A 12589-nucleotide genomic window follows, 5' to 3' on the forward strand; every position below is an offset into this window, starting at 1 on the left:
TGTGCTAGAGCAAGAACTTGCCGGGGATTGTTCCGAGAGTTTGCAAAAAATAAAAATTCGATATGACACGTTTTACATTAAATTAAGAAATTAAGAAATACTGAAAAATTAAGTATTTACGAGTTTGACATCGATCGGGCACGACTACAGACCTTTCCTTGGGTCTGCCCTGCTTGTGCTATCTGTCAGGGGATTAGGAAAAACTTTTGCCCTGACACTGGGGTTAAGGAATCAAAGTCAGCATTGTTAAATTCTGTCTAGTTTATTAATGCACCACTCATGTCAATAACTAATCAGATTCGTTTTAATAATCTCAAGGGCGACATCTTCGGCGGTGTCACGGCTGCCATCGTCTCGCTGCCCCTTGCCCTCGCCTTCGGGGTCGCTTCGGGAGTCGGGCCGATCGGGGGACTGTACGGTGCCATTTGCGTTGGCTTCTTTGCGGCGCTGTTTGGTGGCACCCCAACACTGATTTCTGAACCCACCGGGCCGATGACTGTGGTGATGACTGCGATCGTCGCATCCCTTACCGCCAGCAATCCCGAACAAGGGCTAGCAATGGCATTTACCGTTGTGATGCTGGCGGGGCTGTTTCAAATCATCTTTGGTATTTTCAAGCTAGGGAAATACATCACCCTGATGCCCTACAGCGTGATTTCCGGCTTTATGTCGGGAATTGGCGTGATTTTGATCATTCTGCAAATTGCACCGTTTCTGGGTCAAGCCCCTCCCAAGGGCGGTGTTTTGGGCACTTTTATGGCAATTCCGCAGTTGCTGGCCAACGTAAATCCGCCGGAAGCAATTCTCGGTGCCTTGACGGTGGCAATTATTTTCCTGATGCCCAAAAAGCTGAAGAAAATTGTGCCCCCGCAATTGATAGCGCTGATTGTCGGCACGGTAATTTCCATGACTGTGTTTCAGGGCACCGATATTCGCCGGATTGGGTCAATTCCGGTGGGACTGCCCCCCTTGCAATTGCCGACTTTTTCCCCCGGTCAAATCACGGTGATGTTTGTGGATGCGGTGATGCTGGGGATGCTGGGCTGTATCGATACCTTGCTGACAGCGGTGGTGGCGGACAGTCTGACGCGGACCGAGCACAAGTCCGATAAGGAGTTGATCGGTCAAGGAATTGGCAATATCGTGTCGGGGATCTGCGGTGGCTTACCGGGCGCCGGGGCAACGATGGGAACTGTGGTCAATATCCAAACAGGCGCGACTTCGGCGTTGTCGGGTTTAACTCGGGCGTTGGTGTTGCTGGTGGTGGTTTTGGGGGCGGCGAAGTTAACTGAACCGATTCCGATGGCGGTGTTGGCGGGGATTGCGCTGAAGGTGGGGATTGATATCCTTGACTGGAGTTTCCTGAAAAGATCGCACAAAGTATCTGTTAAGGGTTCCCTGATCATGTACGGGGTGCTGTTTTTGACTGTGTTTGTGGATCTGATTGTGGCGGTGGGTGTGGGCGTCTTTATTGCCAATATCCTGACTATCGAACGGTTGAGTAGTTTGCAGTCTGCAGGAGTGAAGCTAATTTCCGATACGGATGATGAGGTTCTCCTCAGTCAGGAGGAGAAGCAACTCTTGGATCAGGGTAAGGGGCGCGTGTTGCTGTTCTGCTTGAGCGGCCCGATGATTTTTGGGTTGTCGAAGGCGATTTCCCGCGAACACAATGCTATGAAGGATGCGGATGCTTTGGTGATGGATTTGAGTGCTGTGCCGATGCTGGGGGTGACGGCTTCGCTGGCGATCGAAAATGCGATCCGCGATGCCTGTGATAAGGGTTTGCAGGTTTACATTGTCGGTGCGAGCACGAAAATTCAGCAGCGCTTGCAGAAGTTGGGATTGTTGGATCTGATCGCGCCAGAGCATTTCCTGAGCGATCGTACCGCAGCCTTGCGACAAGCCGTCGCTGTGGTGGACAACAAAGGTATTCCCTTGGGAGTGCCGGTGTAACAAGGCGCGAATTCGCCAAAATAGTAGTGGTTTAGCAGGAGTGCCAGTTTCTCCTGCTATTTTTATGGCTCGATCGCCCCTTTCATATCGTTTCCGGTTGCATCAGTATTGTTCAAATGTCGAAACAGTCAGTTGTCCCGAAAGCATAATTTTAGTCAACAGCCAACAGCCAACAGTCAATCGATTTTAGATTTTAGATTTTAGATTTTAGATTTTAGATTGAAGCCTTGACCCCACGGATAAATTCGGGGGTTTGTTTATCGGATACACGTTTTTTATTTCTGGACGGATGAATCCGGGGGCTTGTATCCTGGATGCTTTCGGTCAACAATCAGGTCTGAGTGCAACCGGAATTGATATCAATTCTTGATTTTCGTCAGTCCCCTCTGGTGGGATCAGAGGCAAGTTTAGACGAGGTTTTAACCGCCGAGTCTTCTGGCGTGTCGCTTTACAACCAGAAATTATCCGATTGATATAGCGGGTAGCCACGGAATATCTGTAATGCCTGGGTCGTAGCCAAGTTGTTTGAGTAGTGTGGTAATTTGCCCTCTATGGTGAGTTTGATGATTGAACATATGTGTCACCAAAACCCACGTCGGTAGCACGCGGCATTTATTATCTACATTGCTTGTGTACTCAAAGGGTTGACTCAACCAGTCAGAATTAAGGTGTCTAGACCATTCTATAATTTGCCGATCCATTGTCTCCCGTTCGGCTCTCAAAACCTCAAATTCAGCATACAGTTCTTGCCCGATAACGGTACCCGAAAATGGGTTAAGAGTGAAACGCCCCATCCATGCTTTGTCACCATACAGTAAGTGATTCAGAGTGCCATGAATCGATTTGAAAAAAGCACCCATATCCTGTTTGCGCTGTTCATCAGGAATTGCCGAGCAGACAGAATATATATTTTGGTTCATCCAGCAATTGTACTCGGCCATTAGCTGGTAGTAGCTACCGTCGTACATACTCAAAACTTCACCACCTAGTTTGAACAACTTACATTATACAAATATGTCTTTCACAAGACTCCTGACTCTAATTGGTCTAGATAAATAAATTCAGGAGCTTTAACTCCCGCTTCCTCTCTAATTTTAACCAGTGCAGGCGACTCAAAGAACGCTCTGGCATCTGTTGTTGATGTCCACGCGGAGAAATGAACGATTTTGTTGGGTTCATTGTCATACTTCAAGACCTGATAGGAGCGCTCGCCAGCTTCTTTTCGGATGCTTTCAGCCCGATCGAATACCTGTTTCCAAGCTTCATAATTTTCTACTTCATGAATAATTAAGACATACTGCATAGTAATCAGCTTCTCGGATAATTTCAAAACTTCAATGGTTCGGTTTACTCCTCCTCTTCCTCAGCATTTTCCTCTTTAAATCCCAACCACAAAAGTATTACCTTTTCTACTTCGAGCATTTTCTCGGATGTCAGAATTCCCAATTTGCGTAGAAGCTTTGCATGAGGAATTGTAATCATATTTTGTACGTCAAATACTCCTTCTCGGAGGAACTTATTTTTGACTTTCACCTCAAATCTTGAACCGCGTAGACTTGTTGTATGTGGCACTAGAGTGGCTAAGGCCCGGTCTTGATTTAGAGCAGGAATACTCACGACCAAACATGGTCTGACTTTCGCAGTATAACCGAGATCGACTAACCAGATTTCACCACGCTCTGGACTATTCATATACGGATTCTTCCTCATCTAGCTCTAGGAAAAGTCCCTCAGCATTTAGAACTAAATCGTCATCAGATAGGGGCGGAAAGTCTAAATAAACAGTCCGTTTCAAAATTTCCAATACCAAATCTAACCGCTCTGAGTCTGTTAATCGCTCAAAGGTATTCAAAAGTTCTTCTACTAAAATAGTCATAGCTTTTTTCCTAGACTTGCTTATAGCATAGCACAGGTTTTAAGTAGACCAACCTCAAAAAACATAACAGCCGGCTCCCCGCAGCACTTTAAGGCTGCGGGGTTCTAACATTGATCGCGCTTTCCACTAAAGTAGTAAACAGTGCCCGATCTAAGTTTTTCCTAAATATCGTGTCTATATTTTCTGAAATTCCGACTGTGTGGCTGCAAATTTCCCTCGTGGGAGTCTGGCTGGGCTTGATTTTATTGGTAGCTGAGGGGTTAAATCGCTTTACTTCTGTCGATGCTGAGGTATCGCGGAAGGTTGTTCACATCGGTACTGGAAATGTGATTTTGCTAGCGTGGTGGCTGGAAATACCCGGTTGGGTGGGGATTTCGGCGGGGGTTTTAGCAGGCGCGATCGCCCTAATTTCTTACCAAGTTCCGATTTTGCCGAGTCTTAACAGTATCAACCGCAAGAGTTGGGGGACTTTTTTCTATGCTGTTAGTATCAGCGTTCTCGTGGCTTGGTTTTGGCCGCTGCAACGTCAGGAATACGCTGCTTTGGGCATTTTAGTCATGACTTGGGGCGACGGATTGGCTGCTGTCATCGGGCAGAAATACGGCAAACATATTTATCGAGTTTGGGGAATTCAGAAGAGTTGGGAAGGTTCTGCAACTATGTATTTGGTGAGTTTTGCTATTAGTAGTTTGATTTTGCTGGCGGTTCAAGGCAATATTTGGCAAACTTGGGCTGTGTCGGCTGTCGTAGCTTTAGTTGCTGCTACTTTGGAGTCGGTTTCCAAGCTGGGAATTGACAATCTCACTGTGCCGATTGGCAGTGGGGCGCTCGCTTTTTTCCTAAATCAATTTTTAATTGGTAATGTGTAATCTGAACTTACCCCCAGGCGTTCCTGAATAGAGGTATGAATTCAAGATTTCTCAATTGCTATAAACCCGCTTGAGGGTAAGTTTTGTAACTGCCGCTCAAAGGTGATTCATCCCGTGAATCAGCAACGCCAATTATCAATTATCTAAGTCTCGTTAAAGCAACCGAGGTGCTTGTAAAATTTATTGTTGCCATTGCTCGAAAGCGGGGATTTTTGAGAGATAAGCTGCTACGCATTTAAATTGAATCCAGAGACGGGAAGGATGCCCGTTCCACAATAATTGTAGAAAAATTGACTGTCAAATTAGATGCACAACAGCTTAGTCTGGGGGAAACATCGCCCTGATTTGCTCCATAAGCTCGATCGCCACCAATACACCAAGCTGCTAGCCATTAGGGTGACGATCGCACCTCGTCACTCGTTCATCTCCTCACCAAATAAGGTGAAGAGTGCGATCGCTATCTTTCACTTTTTTAAATTATAGACAAGGCACGCTTGAACGCTCTACAATAGAATGCGTTTTGTCTTTTAATCCGTAAAGGCATTTTAGAGGTTATTTTTAATGAAAACTCAATATTACACCTCCGCCAGCTTAGATGGTTTTATTGCTGATTCACACAACTCTCTCGATTGGTTGTTTCAGTTCGGCGAGGCGGGAGACAGCTATCCTAATTTCATCCGCGAAGTAGGGGCAGTAGCAATGGGAGCAACTACTTATGAATGGATTCTGACCCATCAGATGGATGAAGGTGCCGATCGTCCCCAAGCATGGCCTTATGAACAACCGGCTTGGGTATTTACCTCTCGGACTATGCCTGCGATCGAGGGTGCAGATATTCGATTTGTGCAAGGGGATGTCTTACCTGTCCATCAAGAGATGATCGCGGCGGCAGGAAATAAGAATATTTGGCTTGTAGGAGGTGGCGATCTGGTCGGTCAATTTTACGATCGTGGGTTGCTTGATGAGGTAATTGTGTCAATTGCATCGGTGACACTTGGTAGCGGAGCACCGTTGCTACCGCGCACGATCACAACACCCCCGCTAAGACTTTTATCCGCGAAGGTTCATGGAGAAGCCTTTGCGGAGTTGCGCTATGAAGTTCCTGTGCGGGCGGATGACACAACTGCTTAATCTTTAAAGCAGCCGACGCGCTTGTAAAATCTGTTGTTGCCACTGCTCAAAAGTAAAGACTTTTGAGCTACCATCTCTCTCAACGATCGCCTTTATTTGCTCCATTAGCTCGATCGCCAGTGGTACACCAAGCTGCAATTGTTCCAAGACATCCCGCTGAGCAAAAACGGTTTCCGGTGTTCCTTCTAAAATCAATTTTCCTCGATCCATTACAAACACCCAATCAGCCCAGCGGTAGATGAAATCGAGGTCGTGACTTGCTAAAAGGATAGTAGTTCCAGCGCTGTGAATTTGTTGAAGTAAACCGATCAGTTGTCGGGTGTGACGCGGATCGAGATAGGCGGTAGGTTCATCTAGCAGCAGCAGTTTCGGCTCCAGAACCATGATATCGGCGATGGAAACCCGCTTTTTCTGGCCCAAACTGAGATTGTGAATAGGTTCGCGGGCGAGTTCGCTTAGATCGAATTGCTCGATCGCTTGCTGCACCTGTTGAGCAATTTCGGATTCTCTTAAGCCTAAATTGTACAATCCATAGGAAATATCTTCTTCTACCGTCGAAGCTACTAATTGATGTTCGGGATTTTGAAAGACGAGTCCGATTTGTTGGCGCAGTTGCATCAAAGATTTGCGATCGTAGCGAAAGGGTTCACCTTGCCAGCTAATGATTCCCTGTTGCGGTTGATACAAGCCATTTGCTAACAGAAAAAAGGTGGTTTTGCCACAGCCATTTTGACCGATCAGCCCACACCGTTTGCCAGCGGGGACTTTTAGATTTAAACCCTGAATTGCCACTCGCGAACCGCAGGGATAGGAGTAGGAAGTGCGATCGAATTCGAGAATCCATTCAGACATATTCGTTATTTTTTATTTTTTATAGCCTTGTTCCCAGGCTCTGCCTGGGAATAAATACCCGGAGGCTGTGCCTCCAATTACCGATTACCGATTACCGATTACCGAGACCAATCTCCATTGTATTTGTGTCACCCTTCATCAGATTTTGACAACTGCCAAAGTTGAATTTCATAACAGAGATGCTGCTCAAAAAGTTGACCCGCCTCCAATCCTTCAACCACCAGCTTCTTGAACCAGCGACGAAATATCCAGCGCAGGAATTTGTGGAGGGGTGGAACTGTTATCGCAATTAAATCTGCAACATAGATCATTGTATTCAGTCCATATCTGCGGAAAGTATCGACATACAAATCGATTGTTGGCAAAATATGAGCGGAAATATCCTCAGTTTTTACTAAAGTGAATCCAGCCTGCTTTAATGCTGCATGAAGTTCCGTAACCACATGACAATTAGAGAACATTCCCTCTTTATAATTAGCATCAGATCGCAGCATATCAGCCAGCAAAACGTAACCACCCTGATTGAGGATTTTGGCGGCACCGTTAGCAATATCAACAGCCGACATATACTGGCTACTTTCGCTAAAGAGAATAAGATCGTAGAAATGGGTTGCTTTGAAGTCTTCAAACCTCGTGAGGTGGAAGATTGCCCGATCGCCCGTACACTTAAGAAAGCGCTGTTGTTGGAATGGATCGGGTGCGAGCCCTTCCACTGCAAAACCTCGATCAAGCAAATAAGCCGCATTGCCACCAATCCCGCAGCCCACATCCAGTATCGTATGAGTGCCGTTGGGAATAGCATCTAACAGTTTTACAGTATAAGCTTGCTGAGCGAGGCGCAATCGTGCGATCGTTAGTTCGTCAGCGGGCACAGGTAGGGTTTCCCAATAGCCGTAGTGAAGGTAGGGCGAATCTGTCAGACCCAAATAGTAATTAAGCGCTGCATTTTGGTAGCGAGTTACTTTGGAAATTTCGATTGATTTTGGCTGCGGCATTCGGAAAATTTAGTAAGTTTTAGGATTTAGGGCAGAGTTGAAATTCTTCCCAGCGCTTGCATACTTGTTCATAGCACTCAACAGGAGAAATTGCCAACTTTTGCAACAAATTGATATCAATGTGACCGCTGGCGAGCGACAAAAAAATAATTGCTTCCTTGGGTTCATAACTAGCAATGATTTGCAGCAGATTGGAAACAGTATTTTCCTCTATTTCTAGTTGCTGTAAATAAACGGTTGCCTCCAAGTCGGAAATAAATTGCAAATCGTACTTTATAGTATCTACGCTCCAATCCACCGCGCCATTAATGGGAGTATTGATTTTGCAAGCAACCAAGCCTCGTCCTCGATGCAAAAAACCATTCCAAGCAGTATGCCCGATCGGCAAAATATTTTGGTGAATAAACAAGTTTTGCCAGTAGCCAAAGCTACCCTGCCAAACACTATCTTCAATTCGCATTTGTTTTCCATTAAAATAATATACGCTTCAGAACACAGATCCAATTACATCAGCGTTCATCTGTGTTCATCTGCTTATATCTGCGGTTAAAAAACCCCAATCCAATAATAAAAAAAATAATAAACTCACCATCATCCATACCTCGCAGATGAAAAACATGATTGTAAACAAATCGGCGGGCATCCTGACTCAGAGATGCAATGATCTCATTACAGTTGCGGGACAGCGCCGGATTCGCACCGAACTTTCCCCCTTGCGTCTGATGTGTGTTTTTCATCAGAGCCGATCGATCTACGGGGATATTACCACTATTTGGAACATTTGACAAAAAACCGTCCGCCTATTCACCAAACTCAATATTTTCATACAAATCGGCAAGCGAAATTTCCACAGCAACAGATGTTAAACTCAGCCGATCGCCCATACAGCTATATTCCGAAAATATCCACTTATTCGCATCAGTTTTAGAATATTGCTCGACCTGTAGCCGAGATTGGTCGATTAATAAATACTCCTGAAAACTAGGAATACTGCGATAAGCAGCAAACTTTTCATCGCGGTCATAAGCTTTGGTACCTTTAGACAGCACCTCAGCAATTAGCAGCGGATTGGTAATTGTATCCGTCCGTCCAGATTGCAACTCGATCGGGCGCGCTACCACCATCACATCCGGGTAAGTATAATTATTAAGCTGCGGAACCCAAAGCCGCTGATCCGAACTAAAAGTCCGATAGGGTTTCCCTTTTAACGCCAGTTTCAGCGCAACAACTAAATTAGTGGTAATTTCATTGTGATCCGGTGTGCCGCCAGCCATCAGAACAATCTCCCCATTGATAAATTCATGCCGATCCAGAGAATTGATTTCTAATTCTAGATATTCCTCAGCGGTGTAGGTTTTGGTTTCAACTTGCGCGATCATACACAACGCTCTCCTTTAATCTACTCATTTCAGTTTATCTTAAAAATTATGCAAATTCAACATAAAAGGAGAATTTAATCATGCTAAGAAACAGGCAAGATGCCTGTTCCACAAAGAGGGAATTTTTTTGTGGGGCGTGAGTTTGGCATCAGGAACAGGCAAGATGCCTGTTCCACAAAGATTGAATTTTGTTGTGGGGAGTAGGGGTTGGGCCGAAGAGCCCGCCCGTGCGATCGCACTTAACCCACTTACCGCAGCGGGACAAAGTTATAGCCAGTGCTTCCTCCTTGTTTAACTTGCACTAAAATCGGCTTACCAGCCCGATCGCCCGTGGGCAAAAACATCACTTCTTCGCTTGCTCCCGGTGTCGAAAAACTCGGATTTCTGAGTGCTTGTTGCAACCCTTCCCGCGTATTGCTTTGCCGCAAGCCTGCGATGACAGTTTGAGTCGCATCAAAACTCATTGCGGTTCGCCAATTTACTACTCCTCCCCAACGGCGGCTGGCATTTTGTGGAAAAGTGCTACCGGGATTAGTTTCAGGATGCCATGGAACAGGCAAAACAAGCCCGTCAACGTCCTTTTGCCCATCTTTTAAACTTTGAAAGGTGTACATTGTTGTGCTGCCGTAGAGTGGCAATTTGCCTTGATTGATGCGTGCCAGAGAGATGGCACGGTCAATGCGATCGACGTGGGGGGCTACCATCAATCCTTGTGCTCCTTTGCTGACAGCATCGGCGATCGCAATGTTGGGATTAAAAGAGGGTATTGAAAAGTCGCAAACAGTGGGAACTAATTTGCCGCCAGCAGCAGTAAGAGCTGCCACAAATTCATCTTTAAATGATATATTATCCGGTGCTTGGGAGTCGTAACAAATAGCAATATTAGTTTTGCCTGCTGTTTTGACTGCATATTCTGCTAGGGGAGCAGCCATGACGCTAATATTGGGTACTGTCCGAAAGATGTAGCTACCAAATCCTGATAGATTATTGGCAAAGCTCGTCGGTGTCACCATTACCAGTTTTTCTTGCTGATATATCGGAGCAGCTTCGAGAGATGCGTTACTAGCATTGTGTCCAATTACTGCTAGTATACTTGCATCGTTTGTTAATGCTTTTGCAACATCTCTGACCACCTCTGGACTGTTGTCATCGTTGACAATTTCTACTTGCAGTTTTGCACCGTTGATGCCACCGCTATTATTGACTTCATCCTGAGCTTGGGCGACACCTCGGAGGATTTCTTGCGCGACATTGGGGTTGCTACCAATGGGGACGCTGACAGCAATTTTTACGGCAGAACTATTGCTGGCTGTGGCATTATTCAAATAGATAATGGTTTCCGGGTCGTTGCGATTTTGTTTCAGCGAAGCCTGAAAATTCTGAATCGCAATTGAGTAATCTCCGTTCTTAAAAGCTTCAACGCCTGCTTGTTTATCTGGTGTGGTTTGGGATGTCACCAATATCTGATTTCCTAAACTGATACGATTGGCGATCGTTCCGGGTGCGATCGTTCCCGATGGACTCGCACCCGATGGGCTTGCACCAGATGTAGGTGTAAAAGTAGAAGTAGATATATCTGAACTTTTGGATGCCAATAAACCGGGAAGGAACTTGTACCCGCCAAACGCAATTAAGCCGAGAGCAACAATAAAAAAGATGGGCGGGGGGCTTTTTCTTTGGTTAGTCTCTTGGGACATAACTTTTTCTCCTGATATAATTTATACAGACTCTACAGAAAAGCTGTTAACAACAATCAGTATTCAAGATATTTTTGTTAAAGTCAATTCATTAAATTCACTAATTAAGTTCATAAAAGTCATATTTTTATTTTTAGGGCGGGCAGGATGCCCAGCCCACAAGAGTTTCATCGCGCGTTAGCTGTAAAATTTAGAGGCGGGACAATCTGAACCTAAATTTCTGAAACAGTCAGTAGTTAGTATGTCGGGTTGAAAATGAGTGTTACCAGACAATCCGAACAGTTCAATAAATTTCCAATATATTCGGATATTGGGAAAACAAAGGGATGCGGGTACCAACAGTTTTGATCCGCACTTTTTTACCAGATTGTTTTGCTTGAATGAGCTTACTTTGAACGTCGGAACTGTTGAATTTGAACCACCAAAACGTGTCTGAATTCCTAAACACGCCGGAGTTGGTGTGAATTAGTCGGAGTTCGCTGGACTCGCCGGAGCGCAGACTTTCCAAATCAATCACTTGAACCTCTTGTTCTTGCACGTTGGTGTAGTTTAACACTGCCACAGGAAGGTTGCAGACAACAACCCACATTAACAATGAGTTGTGAAAAAACAAATTAGACAGAAAATTTGCTCTAGTGTTACTGCGTTGAAAAGAATTGTTGCGGTTCATAAAATACCCTCATAAATTCAAAATGAGATTTGATTGCATGACAAGCTTGAATTTGTGCTGTCAGTCAATGATATTCTCCAGAACGTCCCCTTCAAAATTTGGCAATTATTGTTCTAACTTCAACAAATTTTTAATTCGCGCCTGTGTGGAAGGGTGAGTAGAAAATAGACTTCTATACCAATCTCCACCCGAAAAATTTACAATTAACAGCGGTGCAAAAGCGGGATTGCTTTGAATTGGTATTTGTCGTGCGCTGGTTTCTAAGCGTTGCAAAGCATTAGCTAAAGCGCGCGGGTTTCCAGTTAATTTTGCTGCACTTGTATCGGCAGAAAATTCCCGCGTGCGCGAAATTGCTAACTGAATTGCTGTAGCAGCAATGGGAGCCAAGATGACAGTTAAAATCAACCCGAAAGGATTGCGATCGCTGCGATCATCTCCTCCCACTCCAAACCACATAGCATTGCTAGCCATCCGCGCTAACAGCGAAATTGCACCTGCAACCGTAGCTGCTACCGCTTGCGTCAGGGTGTCGCGCTTCTGGATGTGGCTGAGTTCGTGCGCGATCACCCCTTCGAGTTCGTCGTCTGACAGCAGATTCAGAATGCCATCAGTAAAAGCGATCGCTGCGTGTTCCGGGTCGCGACCAGTCGCAAAAGCATTGGCAGCCGGAGTCGCGATCGCGTACACTGCTGGCACGGGCAAACCCGCGCGTTGGCAGAGTCTTTCCACCATGCTGTAAATTTTCGGCGATCGGCTAGCAGTTACAGGTCGAGCACCGTAAGTTGCTAGCGCAATTTTATCTGAGTAATACCACACACTGAAATTCATCGCAGCGGTCAAGACAATACCTATAATCGCACCACCTGTACCGCCGATTACTCCATAGCTAATGGTAGTTAACAGAGCGCTCAGCAGAGCTAACAAAGCAACTGTTTTAATTTGATTCAGCATCTCAGATACTCCTAAGTTTTCTACTTTTTTAACTCCCAAAATACCCGACTTATCGCAGAAATAGCGTGTTTAATGTCTGTTTCGTGATTTGATATTTACTCATTTTTAAGTGAATAATGTTAACATAATCAAACAACCGGTGAAAGTCAATTCATATAATTCATTAATTTATTTCATAAAACTCATGAACTTCGAGTTCATAAAAGTCATATTTTG

The 12589-nt window shown here is 45.2% G+C and carries 15 protein-coding genes and 1 riboswitch; of the genes, 4 read left to right on the forward strand and 11 right to left on the reverse strand.

Annotated elements, in window-relative coordinates:
- Positions 1–279 precede the first annotated feature (279 nt).
- Positions 280–1953: a bicarbonate transporter BicA gene (bicA, locus tag QT979_RS07120; protein WP_333308917.1), complete on the forward strand. Its 1674-nt coding sequence runs from the start codon at positions 280–282 to the stop codon at positions 1951–1953.
- A gap of 461 nt (positions 1954–2414) precedes the next feature.
- On the opposite strand, the gene QT979_RS07125 is transcribed toward bicA, so the two are convergent.
- Genes QT979_RS07125 through QT979_RS07140 form a run of 4 tightly spaced genes read right to left on the reverse strand, consistent with a single transcriptional unit; the run spans position 2415 to position 3829 of the window.
- The gene (locus QT979_RS07125) at positions 2415–2921 is read right to left on the reverse strand and encodes a DinB family protein (RefSeq protein WP_333308918.1); all 507 of its coding nucleotides are present in this window, start codon (positions 2919–2921) and stop codon (positions 2415–2417) included.
- Positions 2922–2974: 53 nt separating this feature from the next.
- Positions 2975–3256, reverse strand: coding sequence for an antibiotic biosynthesis monooxygenase (locus QT979_RS07130; RefSeq protein WP_333216526.1), 282 nt, complete (start codon positions 3254–3256; stop codon positions 2975–2977).
- Positions 3257–3300: 44 nt separating this feature from the next.
- Positions 3301–3645: a type II toxin-antitoxin system PemK/MazF family toxin gene (locus tag QT979_RS07135; protein ID WP_333308920.1), complete on the reverse strand. Its 345-nt coding sequence runs from the start codon at positions 3643–3645 to the stop codon at positions 3301–3303.
- Positions 3638–3829, reverse strand: a complete 192-nt coding sequence (locus QT979_RS07140) for a hypothetical protein (RefSeq protein WP_333144515.1) — start codon at positions 3827–3829, stop codon at positions 3638–3640. Before QT979_RS07140 ends, QT979_RS07135 begins: the two co-directional genes overlap by 8 nt.
- Positions 3830–3999: 170 nt before the next feature.
- Here QT979_RS07140 and QT979_RS07145 point away from each other — a divergent pair, with 170 nt between their 5' ends.
- The 3 genes from QT979_RS07145 (at position 4000) to QT979_RS07155 (ending at position 5829) form a co-directional block, all read left to right on the forward strand.
- Complete coding sequence (locus tag QT979_RS07145) at positions 4000–4698, forward strand: diacylglycerol/polyprenol kinase family protein (protein ID WP_445304756.1); 699 nt, start codon at positions 4000–4002, stop codon at positions 4696–4698.
- A gap of 306 nt (positions 4699–5004) precedes the next feature.
- Positions 5005–5181: a hypothetical protein gene (locus tag QT979_RS07150; RefSeq protein ID WP_333216521.1), complete on the forward strand. Its 177-nt coding sequence runs from the start codon at positions 5005–5007 to the stop codon at positions 5179–5181.
- 78 nt (positions 5182–5259) lie between these two features.
- A complete protein-coding gene (locus QT979_RS07155) occupies positions 5260–5829 on the forward strand; it encodes a dihydrofolate reductase family protein (protein ID WP_333308922.1) in 570 nt (189 codons plus the stop codon).
- A 3-nt stretch (positions 5830–5832) separates the two neighbouring features.
- Here QT979_RS07155 and QT979_RS07160 read toward each other — a convergent pair whose 3' ends face one another.
- From QT979_RS07160 to QT979_RS07190, 7 genes are all read right to left on the reverse strand, one after another.
- Positions 5833–6681, reverse strand: a complete 849-nt coding sequence (locus QT979_RS07160) for an ABC transporter ATP-binding protein (protein ID WP_333212782.1) — start codon at positions 6679–6681, stop codon at positions 5833–5835.
- Positions 6682–6809: 128 nt separating this feature from the next.
- Positions 6810–7676: a methyltransferase domain-containing protein gene (locus QT979_RS07165; protein WP_333212784.1), complete on the reverse strand. Its 867-nt coding sequence runs from the start codon at positions 7674–7676 to the stop codon at positions 6810–6812.
- Between the two features lie 19 nt (positions 7677–7695).
- Positions 7696–8136 (reverse strand): hypothetical protein, encoded by a 441-nt coding sequence (locus QT979_RS07170; RefSeq protein WP_333308925.1) that lies wholly within the window; start codon positions 8134–8136, stop codon positions 7696–7698.
- Positions 8137–8293: 157 nt separating this feature from the next.
- Positions 8294–8438, reverse strand: a riboswitch (cobalamin riboswitch).
- Positions 8439–8476: 38 nt separating this feature from the next.
- Complete coding sequence (locus QT979_RS07175) at positions 8477–9055, reverse strand: Uma2 family endonuclease (RefSeq protein WP_333308927.1); 579 nt, start codon at positions 9053–9055, stop codon at positions 8477–8479.
- 248 nt (positions 9056–9303) lie between these two features.
- On the reverse strand, positions 9304–10752 hold the full coding sequence (locus tag QT979_RS07180) for an ABC transporter substrate-binding protein (RefSeq protein WP_333308929.1): 1449 nt from the start codon (positions 10750–10752) through the stop codon (positions 9304–9306).
- Between the two features lie 283 nt (positions 10753–11035).
- Positions 11036–11422, reverse strand: coding sequence for a DUF1523 family protein (locus QT979_RS07185; protein WP_333308931.1), 387 nt, complete (start codon positions 11420–11422; stop codon positions 11036–11038).
- A 105-nt stretch (positions 11423–11527) separates the two neighbouring features.
- Positions 11528–12373: a M48 family metalloprotease gene (locus QT979_RS07190; RefSeq protein ID WP_333212795.1), complete on the reverse strand. Its 846-nt coding sequence runs from the start codon at positions 12371–12373 to the stop codon at positions 11528–11530.
- Positions 12374–12589 lie beyond the last annotated feature (216 nt).

It is taken from the genome of Microcoleus sp. w2-18bC1 (assembly GCF_036700365.1).
Lineage (GTDB): Bacteria > Cyanobacteriota > Cyanobacteriia > Cyanobacteriales > Microcoleaceae > Microcoleus.